We start from the raw sequence: 16,483 nt of genomic DNA on the forward strand, positions 1-16,483 counted from the left end.
CTGACACCGCGCCGGGGCCTTCATCGCGATGAAGGCCCCGGCGTTTTCACGCTACAGGATCAGGCTACCGATAACGGCGAGAATGAACGCGATGCCACCGAGCAGCGTTTCCATCACCGTCCAGGTTTTCAGCGTGGTCTTCTCGTCCATTTCCAGGAAGCGGCTGACCAGCCAGAAGCCGGAGTCGTTGACATGGGACAGCACCGTCGCACCACCTGCAATGGCCACCACGATAAAGCACAGGTCGAACTCGCTCAGCCCGGGCGTGGCGGCGACCATCGGTGCCACCAGCGCGGCGGTGGTGGTCAGTGCCACGGTAGCCGAACCCTGGGCCACACGCAGCGCCGCGGAAATCACGAAGGCGGCGAGGATGACCGGCATGCCGGTGTCCGACAGGGTGCCCGCCAGGGCGTCACCAATACCGCTGGTGCGCAGCACACCACCGAACATGCCCCCTGCCCCGGTGACCAGAATGATCGAGCAGATCGGCCCGAGCGCGCCTTCGCAAACCTTCTCCAGGTGCTGGCGGCTATGCCGGCCGCTGAACGCGATCAGCGCGAAGAGCACGGTGATCAACAGCGCCACGGGGGTCTTGCCGAGCATGCGCAGGAACTGCACCCAGTTGCTGCTGCCGTCGACGGCGCCCATCACGGTCAGCGTATTGAGCCCGGTATCGAGGAAGATCAATAGCAGCGGCAGCAGCAGGATGGTCATGACCAGGGCGAAAGCCGGTGGCGTGACGGTCTCGTCGCGCGGCACATCGGTCAGGAAGCTGCTCGGTAGCTTGAGATCGAAACGCTTGCCGGCCCAGCGGCCGAACAGATAGGCGCCGAAGTACCAGGTCGGAATCGCGATCACGGCACCAACGATAACCAGCAGGCCAATGTTCGCCCCCAGTAGTTCGGCGGCGGCCACCGGACCAGGATGTGGTGGAACCAGGGCGTGCATGGCCGCGAAGGCACCTGCCGCGGGCAGTGCGTAGGTCAGCGTCGAACCACCGAAGCGCTTGGCCACACTGAAGATGATCGGCAGCATGACCACCAGGCCGGCGTCGAAGAAGATCGGAAAACCGAACAGCAGCGAGGCCACGCCCAGCGCAAATGGCGCCCGCTGTTCGCCGAACTTGTTGATCAACGTGTCGGCCAGCACCTGGGCGCCGCCGGTGATTTCCAGCAGGCGGCCGATCATCGCGCCAAGCCCGACCAGCAAGGCCACCGCCGCGAGCGTGGTGCCGAAGCCGCCGAGTAGGGTCGGCACGATCTTGTCGAAGGGAATCTGCGTCGCCAGGGCCGTGAAGATGCTTACCAGCACCAGCGCCAGGAACGCATGCAGGCGGAAGCGGATGATCATCAGCAACAGCAGCAGAACGGCGCCAGCGGCGATGGACAGCAGTGGCCCGGCGCCAAGGGTGGTGGTCACCTCATTCATGATGAGCGCCCTCCTCCAGGCCTGCGGTCTGGTGATCGAAGGGTGTGCAGTACAGCTCAGCCTGATGTTTGGTATTCATGTCGCCTCCACTTGTCTTTGTTATGGGAGATCCATGGGTGCACGGTCAGCGGTCGTCGTCGGACGCCCGCCACCAGTCAGCGGCCTTGCGGCCAAGGGTATCGATGGGTTGCGTGGCATCCAGCGCCAGCGTCGAAGGCTCACCAAAGGGCGGCTCCAGGGTGGCGAACTGGCTGTCGATAAGGCTGGCGGGCATGAAGTGGCCCGGGCGATTGCCAACGCGCTGGGCGGCTTCCCCGCGGGACAGTTCGAGAAACACGAAGCCCAGGCCAGGCACGGCTTCGCGCAGCCGGTCGCGGTACTTGCGCTTGAGTGACGAGCAGGTCAGTACGGGATGGGGATGAATCTCGAGTGCGCGGGTCAGCTCCTGACCCAGGCGGGCCAGCCACTCGGCACGGTCATCGTCATCGAGGGGAATTCCCGCGCTCATCTTCTCGATATTGGCGGGCGGATGAAATTGGTCACCTTCGATCAGGTAACCGCCGACATGGTTGGCGATCGACTCGCCGACGCAGCTTTTGCCACATCCGGATACGCCCATGACGACCACTGCGGTTATCGGTTTGCTCATTGCAACTCCAGCAGAAGACAGCGCTATCTTTGGCGCATAAAACAATGCGCAAGACAGCGGCTTCAGATGTTGTAACTGTTATACGCCGGTTCCTGCTGCTCAGCGGCTGCTGACGCATCGCGGTCGATTGCCAAGCCTTTGAGACAGCGCTACCTTAACCAGCAACTCCGGCCGATGACAACCCCTGGCGATGAAATCCCCGACCCACAGCAGTTCCCGCACCCTCGGCATGCCGACCCTGGCGCAGGTCGCCGAACGCGCCGGGGTATCGACCATCACGGCGTCGCGGGCATTGCGCGGCGTGGCCACGGTGGGTGCCGATCTCGCCGAACGGGTGCGCAAGGCCGCCGATGAGCTGGGTTACGTGGCCAACCCGGCGGCGCGAACCCTGGCGTCGGCGCGCGGCACCTCGGTGGTGGTGCTGATTCCGTCGCTCTCCAACCAGCTGTTCATCGAACCGCTGGAGGCCATTCACGAGGTGATGCGCCCGCGCGGTATCGAGGTATTGATCGGCGACTACCACTATTGCCGCGACGAGGAAGAGCGACTGGTGCGCAACTACCTGCCGTACCGGCCGATGGGCATGTTGCTGACCGGTTTCGACCGCACCGAAGGCACGCGACACCTGCTCAGCGCCAGCGGTATTCCCTGTGTGCACATGATGGAGTTGAGCGATGCGCCAGGTATCGCCAGTGTCGGTTTCTCCCAGCAGGCCGCAGGCGAAGCGGCAGCCGCACACCTGCTGAAGCAAGGCCGCAAGCGGCTGGCCTATGTGGCGGCGCAGCTGGATCCCCGGGTGATGCAGCGCGGCGAAGGCTTTCGCCGCGCCCTGCATGCGGCGGGCGTCTATGACCCGGCCCTCGAGCTGCTGCACCCTCTGCCCTCGTCCATTGGCCTGGGTTGCCAGCTGTTTCGCGAGCTAATGCAGCGCCACCCGGATGTCGACGGCATCTTCTTCTGTAACGACGACCTAGCCCAGGGCGCGCTTTTCGAGGCGCAACGCTGCGACATGGCCGTGCCGGGCCGTGTGGCGATGGTCGGGTTCAACGACCTGCCGGCTTCTGCGCATACCGTGCCGCGGCTGTCATCGATCCATACACCGCGCACCGAAGTGGGCCGCGAGGCCGCCAACCTGCTGCTAAAAATGCTCGATGGCCGCCCCGCCACGCCCAATATCGACCTGGGGTTCGAACTGCGGGTGCGCGAAAGCAGCTAGGGCGTCATCAAATCGCAATGGATCTGGGCGATGCTGCAAGCCTGACACAAGGATGTGTCGCCCCAGAAAAGAGCCCGGTCGATACCGGGCTTTTCTTGGTTCTGGGGCTGATCACTCCAGCGTCAGGGCGACCCGTCCACGCTCGGGGCAGGCTTCCATGTAGCGATGCGATTCGGCGAACTCCTCGAAGGCGAAGGTCTTGTCGATCCGCGGCTTGAGTAGTCCATCGGCGGTGAGCATGTTGATGTGATCCAGCGCGCGCTGCACGGCAGCATGATCCTGCTCGATGCCCAGTTCCGAGTGCCCGGTGAAGTCCAGCACGCAATGACGGAAGAACTGCAGGTGCTTCTTGAACGCGGCACAGGCCGGGAACGCGGTGTCATTGCCACCGTTGAGGCCATAGAGGATCAGCTTGCCGCGGGTAGCGGCCACGTCACCGAGCAGCTTGAGCTGCTGGCCGGCGCAGTGGTCGAGAATCACCTCGGCGCCCTTGCCTTCGGTGTAGCGCTCGACCTCGAGGACCAGGTCCTGCTCCTCGGTAAAGATGATCTTGTCGGCGCCCAGCTCGCGCAGGAAGTCGCGGCTGCCCGGCACGCTGGTGGACACGATGACGTTGGCGCCCAGCGCCTTGGCCAGCTGCACCGACTGTGGCGCCAGGCAATGGCAGGCTTCGGTGATCAGCACGTGCTGGCCGGCCTTGAGCTTGGCCAGGTCGACCATGGCGAAATAGGCGAACAGCAGGCCGGTGTAATGGATACTCGCTTCGACCGGGCTGAGCACGTCGGGGTAACGGGTCAGCGCATAGCGCGGCACCACCACGACATCACCCCAGGTCGGGTAACGGTTGGGCGTGTTGGCCGGGAACGCGGCCACCGGCGTGCCGACCGCGAGATCGTCGACGCCCTCGCCCACGGCTTCTACGATACCGGCCAGCTCGGAGCCGACACCGGAGGGCAATTTGGCTTCCTCGGACGCCAGGTTCTGGCGCCACAGCACGTCACCCCAGCTGACGCCAAGCGCCTGGACACGTACCAGCACCTCCCCGGCGTTCGGAGTGGGTGTCGGCATTTCTTCGCACTGCAATACGCTGGCGTCGCCGAACTTGTGGAAACGGATCATGCGGGACATCGTCAACCTCAACTGATCGCGGATTGGGTCATTCACTGGATTCGACTTTATCTGCAGACCTGGGTGCACACCACCCGACACGACTAATAGTCGTCATGCCTGGCAGTGATATAGGCCGGCACAACGTGTGGATATGCGAATGATACCGGTGTCTTTCCCAATGCGCTCAAGTGCTCGTACTATTGGCGGACAAGGCTCTCACCAGCGTCCCGCTCTGGCAAGCCCGCACATTTGGAACCCGGATGAACCGCAACGACCTGCGCCGTCTCGATCTCAACCTGCTGATCGTGTTCGAAACGCTGATGCATGAACGCAGCGTGACCCGTGCGGCAGAGAAACTGTTTCTTGGCCAGCCGGCAATCAGCGCGGCCTTGTCGCGGCTGCGCAACCTGTTCGACGACCCCTTGTTCGTGCGCACCGGCCGCAGCATGGAGCCGACCGCAAGGGCCCAGGAAATCTTCGCCCTGCTCTCACCGGCGCTGGATTCGATCTCCACGGCGGTCAGCCGCGCCTCGGAGTTCGACCCGGCCACCAGTACCGCGGTGTTCCGTGTCGGCCTGTCGGACGACGTCGAGTTTGCCCTGCTCCCCGCCCTGCTGCGCCGCCTGCGCTCCGAAGCGCCCAACGTGGTGCTGGTGGTGCGTCGCGCCAACTACCTGCTGATGCCCAACCTGCTCGCCTCCGGGGAAATCTCGGTGGGTGTCAGCTACACCGAGGAGCTGCCGGCCAACGCCAAGCGCAAGACGCTGCGGCGCAGCAGGCCGAAGCTGCTGCGTGCCGATGCTATACCCGGTAAGTTGAGCCTCGACGAATACTGCGCTCGCCCCCATGCCATGGTGTCCTTCGCCGGCGACCTCAACGGCTTCGTCGACGACCTGTTGGCGCGTTTCGGTCGCACCCGCAAGGTGGTGCTCGCCGTGCCGCAATTCAACGGCCTGGGCACCCTGCTGGCGGGCACCGACCTGATCGCCGTGGTGCCCGACTACACCGCCGCCGCGCTCACTGCGGCTGGCGGCTTGCGCGCCGAAGACCTACCCTTCGAAAGCGACAGCTTCGAGATGTCCATGGCCTGGCGTGGCGCCCAGGATAACGACCCGGCCGAGCGCTGGCTGCGCTCGCGGATCCAGATGTTCTTCGGTGATCCCGACAGCCTGGAATAGCACGTGGGATCGGCTAGCAGGCCTAGATTAAATAGATAGGTAGCTTTCTTTTTATATTCCAACGGGTAATATCATCATTCGCGATGATATTTATTTTCGTGGCGTTCGATTCGTGCCCGGATGTTGCAGCGACCAGACTCCGCCTCCATCACTCCCTCTTGGCGGATCGCAATCATGGAACAGCCCAATCCACGGCTCTGGCAATTTCCCCTGGCCCTTACCGCAGCACTGGTGCTGGCGGCCTGTGGCAAGAATCAGGAAACCGCACAGCAGATGCCTGCTCCCAAGGTCAGTGTGGCCGAAGTCATTCAACAGCCTCTCAACGAGTGGGATGAATTCACCGGCCGCCTGGAAGCGCCGGAATCGGTGCAGATTCGCCCCCGGGTTTCCGGCTTCATCGACAAGGTGAGCTTTACCGAAGGGGCACTGGTGAAGAAAGGCGACCTGCTGTTCCAGATCGACCCGCGCCCCTTCCAGGCCGAAGTCAAACGCCTAGAGGCCCAACTGCAGCAAGCCCGCTCCAATCAGGTTCGCGCCAGCAGCGAAGCCCAGCGTGGCGAGCGCCTGCGTGAAAGCAACGCGATTTCTACCGAGCTGGCCGATGCGCGCAAGAGCGCGGCCCAGGAAGCCCAGGCCGCGGTGGCCGGCATTCAGGCCGAACTCGACAACGCCCGCCTCAATCTCAGTTTCACCCGGGTGACCGCGCCCATCGATGGCCGCGTCAGCCGCGCCGAGGTCACCGCCGGCAACCTGGTCACTGCCAGCGAATCGCTGCTCACCTCCCTGGTTTCCACCGACAAGGTGTACGCCTACTTCGATGCCGACGAGCGCGCCTTCCTGAAGTACACCGAACTGGCTCGCAAGGCCGGTCACGACAGCCGCGGCAAGAGCCCGGTTTACCTGGGCCTGTCCAATGAAACCGGCAACCCGCACCTGGGCCAGCTGGACTTTCTCGATAACCAGGTCAACCCGCGCACCGGCACCATCCGCGGCCGCGCCGTGTTCGACAACCGTGATGGCCAGTTCACCCCGGGCCTGTATGCGCGCCTGAAGCTGGTCGGTAGCGACACCTACGACGCCATGTTGATCCAGGACGTCGCGGTCGGCACCGACCTGGGCAAGAAGTTCGTGCTGGTGCTCGGTGACAACAATACCGTGGCCTACCGCTCCGTGGAACTTGGACCCAAGCTGGAAGGCTTGCGCATCGTGCGCAGCGGCTTGGCCAAGGGTGACCGCGTGGTCGTCAATGGCCTGCAGCGCGCCATTCCGGGCAGCACCGTGGATCCGCAAGCCGTGCCGATGGCCGACGAGAAGACCCTGGCGACCCTGGAAAAGCAGCGCAAGGCAGTGGCCTCGGCGCGCAATGACGAACCCCTGAAGGTCAGCCTCAAGTAACAGCGGGCCTCGCCCTCTCCACCTTCCTACCCGAGACCTGCTCGCGCCGCCCATGGCGTGGGCAGGCTGGGCTGTGCCCGCATCACAAGGACATTAACGATGAACTTCTCGCAGTTCTTCATCCAGCGGCCGATCTTCGCCGCCGTGCTGTCGCTGATCATCCTGATCGGCGGCGCCATCTCGCTGTTCCAGCTGCCGATCAGCGAATACCCGGAAGTGGTGCCGCCCACCGTGGTGGTACGTGCCGATTTCCCCGGTGCCAACCCCAAGGTGATCGGCGAAACCGTGGCCTCGCCGTTGGAGCAGGCCATCGTCGGCGTCGAGGGCATGCTCTACATGTCATCCCAGGCGACCAACGACGGGCGCATGACGCTGACCATCACCTTCGCCCTGGGCACCAATCTGGATACCGCCCAGGTCCAGGTGCAGAACCGCGTCACCCGTACCATGCCGACGCTGCCCACCGAAGTGCAGCGCCTTGGCGTGACGGTCGACAAGGCCTCGTCGGACATGACCATGGTGGTGCACCTGACCTCGCCCAACGACGCCTACGACATGCTCTACCTGTCCAACTACGCCTCGCTGAACATCAAGGACGAGCTGGCTCGCCTCGATGGCGTCGGTGACGTGCAGCTGTTCGGCCTGGGCGACTACTCGATGCGTGTGTGGCTGGACCCGGACAAGGTCGCTTCCCGCGGGCTCACGGCCACCGACGTGGTCAACGCCATCCGCGAGCAGAACCGCCAGGTGGCGGCCGGCTCGCTGGGCGCGCCACCGGCGGCCAGCGACAACAGCTTCCAATTGTCGATCAACACCCAGGGCCGCCTGGTCAGCGAGGAGGAGTTCGAGAACATCGTGGTGCGCGCCGGCGAGAACGGCGAGATCACCCGCCTCAAGGACATCGCCCGGATCGAGCTGGGCTCCAAGCAATACGCCCTGCGCTCGCTGCTCAACAACAAGCCCGCCGTGGCCATGCCGATCTTCCAGCGCCCCGGTTCCAATGCCATCGCCATTTCCGATGCGGTGCGCGAGCGCATGGCCGAACTGAAGCAGAGCTTCCCCCAGGGCGTGGACTACGAGATCGTCTACGACCCGACCATCTTCGTACGCGGCTCCATCGAGGCGGTGGTGCACACCCTGCTTGAGGCCATCGTGCTGGTGGTGCTGGTGGTCATCCTGTTCCTGCAGACCTGGCGCGCGTCGATCATCCCCCTGGTCGCCGTGCCGGTGTCGTTGATCGGCACCTTCGCGGTCATGCATATGTTCGGCTTCTCGCTCAACGCCCTGTCATTGTTCGGCCTGGTGCTGGCGATCGGCATCGTGGTCGATGACGCCATCGTCGTGGTGGAGAACGTCGAACGTAATATCGGTCTGGGCAAGACGCCGCTGGAGGCGACCCGCCAGGCCATGAAGGAGGTCACCGGGCCGATCGTCGCCACCGCCCTGGTGCTCTGCGCCGTGTTCGTGCCGACGGCGTTCATTTCCGGGCTTACCGGGCAGTTCTACCAGCAGTTCGCGCTGACCATCGCCATCTCCACGGTGATCTCGGCCTTCAACTCGCTGACCCTGTCGCCGGCCCTGGCCGCCGTATTGCTCAAAGGTCATCACGAGCCCAAGGACCGTTTCTCGGTGGTGCTCGACCGGCTGTTCGGCCGCTGGCTGTTCAACCCCTTCAACCGCGTGTTCGAGCGGGCCAGCCATGGCTACGTCGGCACCGTACGCCGTGTGGTGCGCGGCAGCGGCATCGCCCTGATCCTCTATGCGGGCCTGATGGGACTGACCTACCTGGGCTTTTCCAGCACGCCGACCGGCTTCGTGCCGCCCCAGGACAAACAGTACCTGGTGGCGTTCGCCCAGTTGCCGGACGCCGCCAGCCTGGATCGCAGTGAGGCGGTGATCAAACGCATGTCGGATATCGCCGCCAAGCATCCAGGTGTGGAAAACACCGTGTCGTTCCCGGGCCTGTCGATCAACGGCTTCACCAACAGCCCGAACAGCGGCATCGTGTTCGTCACCCTCAAGGATTTCGACCAGCGCGAGGATTCGTCGCTGAGCGCCAACGCCGTCGCCGCCGATCTCAACGGCCAGTTCGCCAGCATCCAGGAAGCCTACATCGCGATCTTCCCGCCGCCCCCGGTGATGGGCCTGGGTACCATCGGCGGCTTCCGGGTGCAGTTGCAGGACCGTGGCAGCCTGGGATACGAGGAATTGTACAAGCAGACCCAGAACATCATCGCCAAGAGCCAGAACGTACCGGAGCTGGCCGGGCTGTTCACCAGCTACCAGGTCAACGTGCCCCAGGTGGAAGCCAACCTTGACCGCGAAAAGGCCAAGACCCATGGCGTGGCCATTGATGACATCTTCGACACCATGCAGGTCTATCTGGGCTCGCTGTACGCCAACGACTTCAACCGCTTTGGCCGTACCTACCAGGTCAACGTGCAGGCCGACCAGCGCTTCCGCCTGGACGCCGAGCAGATCGGCCAACTGAAGGTGCGCAACAACCGTGGCGAGATGATTCCGCTGTCGACCTTCGTCAAGGTCAGCGACACCTCCGGCCCGGATCGGGTGATGCACTACAACGGCTTTATCACCGCCGAGATCAACGGCGCGGCAGCCCCCGGCTATAGCTCCGGCCAGGCCGAAGCGGCGATGGCCAAGCTGCTCAGGGACGAACTGCCCAACGGCATGAGCTACGAGTGGACCGAGCTGACCTACCAGCAGATCCTCGCCGGCAACACCGCGCTGTTCGTGTTCCCGCTCTGCGTGCTGCTCGCCTTCCTGGTGCTGGCCGCCCAGTACGAGAGCTGGAGCCTGCCGCTGGCGGTGATCCTGATCGTGCCGACGGTGCTGCTGTCGGCCATCACCGGGGTGATCCTGTCCGGTGGCGACAACAACATCTTCACCCAGATCGGCCTGATCGTGCTGGTGGGCCTGGCGTGCAAGAACGCGATTCTCATCGTCGAGTTCGCCAAGGAGCAGCAGGAGCATGGCCTGGACCGCGTCGCCGCGGTGCTGGAAGCCTGCCGCCTGCGCCTGCGGCCGATCCTGATGACCAGCTTCGCCTTCATCATGGGCGTGGTGCCGCTGGTGCTGTCCAGCGGCGCTGGTGCGGAAATGCGCCATGCCATGGGCGTCGCGGTATTCAGCGGGATGCTCGGCGTGACCTTCTTCGGCCTGCTGCTCACCCCGGTGTTCTATGTGCTGATCCGCGCCTCCGTGGAAAAACGCGAGGCGCGCAAACAACAGGCCCGTCTGCAGGAGGCCCAGGCATGAATTCGATGACCCATCGGGTGTCGCGCACCCTGCTGATCTCCGCCCTGGCGCTGGCCATCAGCGCCTGCGCGGTCGGCCCCGATTACAGGGCGCCACAGGACGCTGCCGTGGTGTCCGCGCAAGCGGCCCAGGGTGGCTACGACACCGCTCGCTTCGAAGCGCAGTGGTGGCAGCAGTTCGATGACCCGACCCTCGATCAGCTGGTCGAGCAGTCGCTGCAGAACAACCGCGAGCTGCGTGTGGCCTACGCCCGCTTGCGCGCTGCCCGGTCGATTCGCGACGACGTCGCCAACGACCGCCTGCCCACCGTCACCAGCCGGGCCAGCAGCGAGATCGGCAAGGCCCAGCAGCCCGGCGTGACCGAGCAGCGAGTCAACGCCGAGCGCTATGACCTGGGCCTGGACATGGCCTGGGAGCTCGACCTGTTCGGACGCATCCAGCGGCAGCTGGAAGCCAGCGAAGCGCAGATCGAGGTGGCCCAGGCCGACTACCAGCAGCTGCAGGTCAGCTTGATCGCCGAGCTGGTCGACGCCTATGGCACCTTGCGCGGCGCCCAGCTGCGCGAAGGCATCGCCCGTTCCGACCTGGAAAACCAGCAATCGTCGCGGGACATCATCGAGCGTCGCCGTGAGGTCGGCATGGGCAGCGAACTGGACGTGCTGCGTTCCGACGCGCGCCTGGCAGCCACCGAAGCCACGCTGCCACAGCTCCAGGCGCAGCAGGTGCGGGCGCGCAACCGCATCGCCACCCTGCTCGGCCAGCGCCCCGATGCGCTGAGCGTCGACCTGTCACCGCGCCCGCTGCCGGCCATCGCCAAGGCCTTGCCGATCGGTGACCCCGGCGAGCTGCTGCGCCGCCGACCGGACGTGCGCGCTGCCGAACGCGAACTGGCGGCGGCCACCGCCCAGGTTGGCGTGGCCACGGCGGATCTGTTCCCGCGGGTCAGCCTGTCCGGTTTCCTCGGCTTTACCGCCGGGCGCGGCTCGCAACTCGGCTCCTCGGCGGCGCGCGCCTGGGGCGTGGCACCGACCATCAGTTGGGCGGCGTTCGACCTGGGCAGCGTCCGGGCCCGGCTGCGTGGCGCCGAGGCGGATGCCGACGGCGCCCTGGCCAGTTACGAGCAGCAGGTGCTGCTGGCTCTGGAAGAGTCGGAAAACGCCTTCAGCGACTACGGCAAACGCCAGCAACGTCTGCTGTCGCTGGTGCGCCAGTCGGAGGCCAGTCGCGCCGCGGCGGCCCAGGCCGCGCTGCAGTACCGTGAAGGCAGCGCGGACTTTCTGGTGCTGCTCGACGCCGAGCGTGAACGCCTGGCCGCCGAAGACAGCCAGGCCCAGGCCGAGGTCGAGCTGTATCAGGGCATCGTGGCCATCTACAAGGCACTGGGCGGCGGCTGGCAGCCGGCGTCCTGATCCTTTTTCCTCCCCCGGCCGGTTAACGGCCCTTGCCACCCCACGCAGACGCCCCTCTGCGTGGGGATTTTTTTTGGATCCATGAAAGCCCGTGCGCTGTTGTTGTGAGAACGGGCCATGTCCGTGATGTCGCGCGCACGGCCCAGGCGTCCCCGCGCGCACCCACGGGTGTGATCAAGCACGGCCACCATCCCCACCTGCAAAAATGATGGTTTGCATCGGAATCCTCGATTGCCCGGCAGGCCGCCTTCCGGTACAAACGGCACCTTGTTGCCGTAGGCCTTCATCTGGAGAGTTGCATGTCCCGCCCCGCCCCGCTGTTGCTGCTGATCGCCCTGGCCAGCGCCCTGATGCTCGCCGGCGCCCTGATTGCCCAGCATATGTTCGGCTGGGAGCCCTGCACCCTGTGCGTGCAGATTCGCCTGTGGCTGTGCCTGACCGCCGTCATCGCCCTGCTGCTGAGCGCGGCCTCGGCAGCCCGCCTGACCTGGCTGGCGGTGCTGCTGTGGCCGCTGTTGCTGGCCGCCAGCGGCATGGCGCTGATCGACAATGCCCATGTCACCCTGATCGAACTGGGCATCATGGAAAGCAGCAGTTGCTCGCCCTTCCCGTTCTACTATCAGCAATTGCCATTGCATGAATACTGGCCTGGCGTGTTCATGAGCGGCGGCGTGTGCGGCATGAACGACTACAAGATTCTCGGTGTGCCGTTCACCGCGTGGACACTGGCGAGCATCGCCGCGCTGTTCGTGCTGGTGCTGGTCACCCTGTGGCGCAGCATTCGCGGCACGCGCTGAGCCCTAATGCGCAAGGTACTGGTGATTGGCTACGTGTGGCCGGAGCCGCGCTCGTCCGCGGCCGGCAGCCGCATGCTGGAGCTGCTCGGGGTGTTTCGCGGCCAGGGCTGGCAGGTCACCTTCGCCAGCGCCGCGGCGCTGTCGACCCACCGTGCCGACCTGGCCGAACTCGAGATCGAGGAAGTCGCCGTCGCCCTCAACTGCGACAGCTTCGATACCTACGTCGCGGCCCTGCAGCCGGACCTGGTGCTGTTCGACCGCTTCTTCACCGAGGAGCAGTTCGGCTGGCGGGTCGAGCGGGCCTGGCCAGCGGCCCTGCGGGTGCTCGATACCAGCGACCTGCACTGCCTGCGCGATGCCCGCCACGGCCTGCTCAAAGCCAGCCAGCAGGCCTGCGCCAACGAAACGCAGCGCCAACAGGTGGGGCCGGTGCAGGCCTGCGCCCAGCAGCTGTATGCGGCCATGGCAGGCGGCGACATGGCCCAGCGCGAGGTGGCGTCGATCTACCGCTGCGACCTGACGCTGATGATTTCCGAATTCGAGATGCAGCTGCTGCAAGCGCAGTTCGGCGTGCCGGCGAGCCTCTTGCACGACTGCGCGCTGATGCTGATCCCGCCAGTGCTGACCGACCTACCCTTTGCCGAGCGCGCGCATTTTCTGAGCATCGGCAATTTTCGCCATGCACCCAACTGGGACGCCGTGCTGTGGCTCAAGCACGCCCTGTGGCCGCTGATTCGCGCGCGGCTGCCGCACGCGCAGCTGCATGTCTATGGCGCCTACCCGCCGCCCAAGGCCACCGCGCTGCATAACCCCAGGCAGGGCTTTCAGGTGCTGGGCTGGGTGGACGACGCCCACCGGGTGATGGCCCAGGCCCGCGTCTGCCTGGCGCCCCTGCGCTTCGGCGCCGGCATCAAGGGCAAATTGGCCGATGCCATGGCCTGTGGCACGCCCAGCGTGACCACCTCCATCGGCAGCGAGGGCATGCACGGCGAACTGCCCTGGCCGGGCATTATTGCAGACGATGGCCAGGCGTTCGCCGAGGCGGCCGTGCAGCTTCACGAAGACCCCGCCAGGTGGTCACAAGCCCGCGACCACGCCGCCCCGCTGCTGCAGCAGCGCTTCGATCGCCTGCGCCTGGCCGGCGAGCTGCTTGCCCGGCTGGAACAGCTGCTGGATACCCGTGACGCGCATCGGCAACGAAACTTCGTGGGCGCCATGCTGCGCCATCATCAGCACAAGAGCACCCAGTACATGTCCCAGTGGATCGCCGCCAAGCACGCACGCGGCAATTGACCCGACGAAGTGGCATTTTGCCTGATGACTTGGCACAGCTAGGACGGCTGTCACATATCTGGCGCCATGATTACACTAGACTTCACCTACAATCCTAATCGGTGCCAACGGCCGCTACTGCCAACCAGCGTCCGACCACAAAAACAGTCGACAAGAATAAGGTCTTCCACATGCTGAAAAAGATTGCTGTCGCGGCCGCCTGCGCCCTGACGCTCACCTCCTATACCGCCGTTGCCGAAGAAGGCGCGCTGGTGATCAAGCTGTCCCATGTGGTGGCCGACGATACGCCCAAGGGCCAGGGCGCGCTGATGTTCCAGCGCCTGGTCGACCAGCGCCTGGAAGGCAAGGTGCGGGTCGAGGTCTACCCCAACTCCTCGCTGTACGGCGACGCCAACGAGCTGGAAGCGCTGCGCAACAACGAGGTGCAGATGCTGGCCCCGTCCCTGGCCAAGTTCGACCAGTACACCAAGCAGCTGCAGGTCTTCGACCTGCCCTTCATGTTCGATGACCTGGAGGCGGTCAATCGCTTCCAGAAACGCGCCAAGGGTCGCCAGCTGCTGCGCTCCATGGAAGACAAGAACATCGTCGGCCTGGCCTATTGGCACAACGGCATGAAGCAGATGTCGGCAACCAAGGCCCTGCGCGTGCCAGGCGATGCCGCCGGCCTGAATTTCCGCATTCAGAACTCCAAGGTGCTCGACGCCCAGTTCGCCCAGCTGGGTGCGACTGCGGTGAAGATGCCGTTCGCCGAGGTCTACAAGGGCCTGCAAAGCGGCCAGGTACAGGGCGCGGAAAACCCCTGGTCGAACATCTACAGCCAGCGCCTGCACGAGGTGCAGCCGTTCATCACGGAAACCAACCACGGTGTGCTCGACTACATGCTGATCAGCAACGCGCGCTTCTGGTACGGCATCCCCCACCAGATCCGCACCGAGCTCGAAGCGATCATCGACGAGGTCACCTACGCGGTGAACCGCCAGGCCGAGGAAGCCAACCAGGCCGATCGCCGGCGTATCGAAGCCTCCGGCAAGAGCCAGATCATCACCCTCACCCCGGAACAGCGCCAGGCCTGGCGCGAGGCGATGCAGCCGGTCTGGCAGCAATTCGAGGCCGAGATCGGCAGCGACGTGATCAAGGCCGCCCAGGTGGTGAACCGCAAGCGGCACGACTGATCACCGCAAACGAAAGAGGCCCGCATGACGCGGGCCTCTTTCGTTTTACATCACAGTCCATGGCCGGGCGAAATCCGGAAAGTCGCCGCCGGATATCGCTGCGCTCGAGGCGGGCTACGAGAACGCGACTATCGGGACGCGTGCTGCGCCCCTTCGAACCACGCCAGCTTCTCGCGCAACAGCACAACCTCGCCAACGATCACCAGCGTCGGGGCATGCACCTCATGCTGCGCCACCAGGTCCGGCAGGTTGGCCAGGGTGCCGGTGAATACCCGCTGGTTTTCCGTTGTGCCCTGCTGGATCAGCGCCGCCGGCGTGCTGGCGGCCCGGCCATGGGCGACGAGCTGTTGGCAGATGGTCGGCAGCCCGACCAGGCCCATGTAGAACACCAGCGTCTGGCTGGAGGCCACCAACTCCTGCCAGGGCAGATCGGCGCTGTCGTCCTTCAGGTGCCCGGTGACGAAACGTACGGATTGGGCGTGGTCGCGGTGCGTCAGGGGAATGCCAGCATAGGCCGAACAGCCGCTGGCCGCGGTGATGCCCGGCACCACCTGGAAGGGAATGCCATGGGCCGCCAACTGCTCGATCTCTTCGCCGCCACGGCCGAAGATGAACGGATCGCCGCCCTTGAGGCGCAACACGCGCTTGCCGGCCTTGGCCAGGTCGATCAGCCGCTGGTTGATCTGCTCCTGGGGCACGGCATGATCGGCGCGGCGCTTGCCCACGTAGATACGCTCGGCGTCACGTCGGCACAGCTCGACGATGGCCGGGGCGACGAGACGGTCGTAGAGCACCACATCGGCCTGCTGCATCAGGCGCAACGCCCGAAAGGTCAGCAGGTCGGGGTCGCCGGGACCGGCGCCGACCAGGTACACCTCGCCCAGCGCCTGGGGAGCCGCGCCGTTGATCTTGTCTTCGAGCAGGCGGCGGGCCTCACCGAGCTTGCCGGCGAAGGCGCTCTCGGCGACCGGGCCCTGGAATACGTCTTCCCAGAACACGCGGCGCTGCTGCACCTCCGGGAACAGGTTCTTGACCTGGGCGCGGAAGATTTTCGCCAACCCGGCCAGCTGGCCGTAGGTGGCCGGGATCCAGGTCTCGATCTTGGCGCGGATCAGGCGAGCCAGCACCGGGGCATCGCCACCGCTGCTGACCGCGACGATCAGCGGCGAGCGGTCGACGATGGCCGGGAAGATCACGCTGCACAGCGCCGGCGCATCGACCACGTTGACCGGAATACCCAGGGCCTGGGCCTGTTCGGAAATCTGCGCATTGAGCGGCACGTCGTCGGTCGCGGCGATGACCAGCGACACGCCCTGCAGGTCACCTGCCTCATAGCCACGCAGCAGCAGCTCCCCCGCCCCTTGCGCGACCAGTTCGCGCAGTTCACCGACCACGTCGGGTGAGACCACCCGCAGCGTAGCGCCGGCATCGGCCAGCAGCCGCGCCTTGCGCAAGGCGATTTCGCCACCGCCCACCACCAGCACGCGGCGGTTCTGCAATTTGTGGAACAGGGGAAGGAAGTCCATGGGGCAGCCTCAAGCGGCAAGCCACAAGCCGCAA

12 protein-coding genes are annotated in these 16,483 nt (G+C 65.2%); 8 read left to right on the top strand and 4 right to left on the bottom strand.

Features of this window, described 5'->3' with window-relative positions; all coding sequences use genetic code 11:
* Positions 1-51: 51 nt before the first annotated feature.
* Positions 52-1,428, bottom strand: a complete 1,377-nt coding sequence (locus SA190iCDA_RS13990) for a GntP family permease (RefSeq protein ID WP_070887388.1) — start codon at positions 1,426-1,428, stop codon at positions 52-54.
* Positions 1,429-1,552: 124 nt separating this feature from the next.
* Positions 1,553-2,077 (bottom strand): gluconokinase, encoded by a 525-nt coding sequence (locus SA190iCDA_RS13995; protein WP_070887389.1) that lies wholly within the window; start codon positions 2,075-2,077, stop codon positions 1,553-1,555.
* A gap of 190 nt (positions 2,078-2,267) precedes the next feature.
* Here SA190iCDA_RS13995 and SA190iCDA_RS14000 point away from each other — a divergent pair, with 190 nt between their 5' ends.
* Complete coding sequence (locus tag SA190iCDA_RS14000; RefSeq protein ID WP_070887390.1) at positions 2,268-3,293, top strand: LacI family DNA-binding transcriptional regulator; 1,026 nt, start codon at positions 2,268-2,270, stop codon at positions 3,291-3,293.
* Between the two features lie 111 nt (positions 3,294-3,404).
* Here the strand turns inward: SA190iCDA_RS14000 and SA190iCDA_RS14005 are convergent, their stop codons facing one another.
* Positions 3,405-4,421 carry a zinc-dependent alcohol dehydrogenase family protein gene (locus SA190iCDA_RS14005; RefSeq protein WP_070887391.1) on the bottom strand — a complete coding sequence of 339 codons (1,017 nt, stop codon included), beginning with the start codon at positions 4,419-4,421 and terminating at the stop codon, positions 3,405-3,407.
* Positions 4,422-4,663: 242 nt separating this feature from the next.
* Between SA190iCDA_RS14005 and SA190iCDA_RS14010 the strand changes: the two genes are divergently transcribed.
* From SA190iCDA_RS14010 to SA190iCDA_RS14040, 7 genes are all read left to right on the top strand, one after another.
* Positions 4,664-5,581, top strand: a complete 918-nt coding sequence (locus tag SA190iCDA_RS14010) for a LysR family transcriptional regulator (RefSeq protein WP_070887392.1) — start codon at positions 4,664-4,666, stop codon at positions 5,579-5,581.
* Positions 5,582-5,755: 174 nt separating this feature from the next.
* Entirely contained in the window at positions 5,756-6,976 is a 1,221-nt protein-coding gene (gene mexE, locus SA190iCDA_RS14015) for a multidrug efflux RND transporter periplasmic adaptor subunit MexE (protein WP_070887393.1), read from the top strand.
* A gap of 99 nt (positions 6,977-7,075) precedes the next feature.
* Positions 7,076-10,252 (top strand): efflux RND transporter permease subunit, encoded by a 3,177-nt coding sequence (locus tag SA190iCDA_RS14020; RefSeq protein ID WP_070887394.1) that lies wholly within the window; start codon positions 7,076-7,078, stop codon positions 10,250-10,252.
* A gap of 5 nt (positions 10,253-10,257) precedes the next feature.
* Entirely contained in the window at positions 10,258-11,661 is a 1,404-nt protein-coding gene (locus tag SA190iCDA_RS14025) for an efflux transporter outer membrane subunit (RefSeq protein ID WP_070887512.1), read from the top strand.
* Positions 11,662-11,960: 299 nt separating this feature from the next.
* Complete coding sequence (locus tag SA190iCDA_RS14030) at positions 11,961-12,458, top strand: disulfide bond formation protein B (RefSeq protein ID WP_070887395.1); 498 nt, start codon at positions 11,961-11,963, stop codon at positions 12,456-12,458.
* A 6-nt stretch (positions 12,459-12,464) separates the two neighbouring features.
* Complete coding sequence (locus SA190iCDA_RS14035; RefSeq protein WP_070887396.1) at positions 12,465-13,751, top strand: glycosyltransferase; 1,287 nt, start codon at positions 12,465-12,467, stop codon at positions 13,749-13,751.
* A gap of 170 nt (positions 13,752-13,921) precedes the next feature.
* Entirely contained in the window at positions 13,922-14,923 is a 1,002-nt protein-coding gene (locus SA190iCDA_RS14040; RefSeq protein WP_070887397.1) for a TRAP transporter substrate-binding protein, read from the top strand.
* A 128-nt stretch (positions 14,924-15,051) separates the two neighbouring features.
* Here SA190iCDA_RS14040 and cysG read toward each other — a convergent pair whose 3' ends face one another.
* Positions 15,052-16,449: a siroheme synthase CysG gene (gene cysG / locus SA190iCDA_RS14045; RefSeq protein ID WP_070887398.1), complete on the bottom strand. Its 1,398-nt coding sequence runs from the start codon at positions 16,447-16,449 to the stop codon at positions 15,052-15,054.
* Positions 16,450-16,483: the final 34 nt, after the last annotated feature.

The organism is Pseudomonas argentinensis, assembly GCF_001839655.2.
In the GTDB taxonomy this organism is placed as follows: Bacteria; Pseudomonadota; Gammaproteobacteria; order Pseudomonadales; family Pseudomonadaceae; genus Aquipseudomonas; species Aquipseudomonas argentinensis_B.

Bases quoted from the DNA above. Each gene is read 5' to 3' on its own strand.
- SA190iCDA_RS14020 (WP_070887394.1), top strand. From the start codon at position 7,076: ATGAACTTCTCGCAGTTCTTCATCCAGCGGCCGATCTTCGCCGCCGTG.
- SA190iCDA_RS14010 (WP_070887392.1), top strand. From the start codon at position 4,664: ATGAACCGCAACGACCTGCGCCGTCTCGATCTCAACCTGCTGATCGTG.
- SA190iCDA_RS13995 (WP_070887389.1), bottom strand. From the start codon at position 2,077: ATGAGCAAACCGATAACCGCAGTGGTCGTCATGGGCGTATCCGGATGT.
- SA190iCDA_RS14000 (WP_070887390.1), top strand. From the start codon at position 2,268: ATGAAATCCCCGACCCACAGCAGTTCCCGCACCCTCGGCATGCCGACC.
- SA190iCDA_RS14025 (WP_070887512.1), top strand. From the start codon at position 10,258: ATGACCCATCGGGTGTCGCGCACCCTGCTGATCTCCGCCCTGGCGCTG.
- SA190iCDA_RS13990 (WP_070887388.1), bottom strand. From the start codon at position 1,428: ATGAATGAGGTGACCACCACCCTTGGCGCCGGGCCACTGCTGTCCATC.
- SA190iCDA_RS14005 (WP_070887391.1), bottom strand. From the start codon at position 4,421: ATGTCCCGCATGATCCGTTTCCACAAGTTCGGCGACGCCAGCGTATTG.
- SA190iCDA_RS14035 (WP_070887396.1), top strand. From the start codon at position 12,465: ATGCGCAAGGTACTGGTGATTGGCTACGTGTGGCCGGAGCCGCGCTCG.
- cysG (WP_070887398.1), bottom strand. From the start codon at position 16,449: ATGGACTTCCTTCCCCTGTTCCACAAATTGCAGAACCGCCGCGTGCTG.
- mexE (WP_070887393.1), top strand. From the start codon at position 5,756: ATGGAACAGCCCAATCCACGGCTCTGGCAATTTCCCCTGGCCCTTACC.
- SA190iCDA_RS14040 (WP_070887397.1), top strand. From the start codon at position 13,922: ATGCTGAAAAAGATTGCTGTCGCGGCCGCCTGCGCCCTGACGCTCACC.
- SA190iCDA_RS14030 (WP_070887395.1), top strand. From the start codon at position 11,961: ATGTCCCGCCCCGCCCCGCTGTTGCTGCTGATCGCCCTGGCCAGCGCC.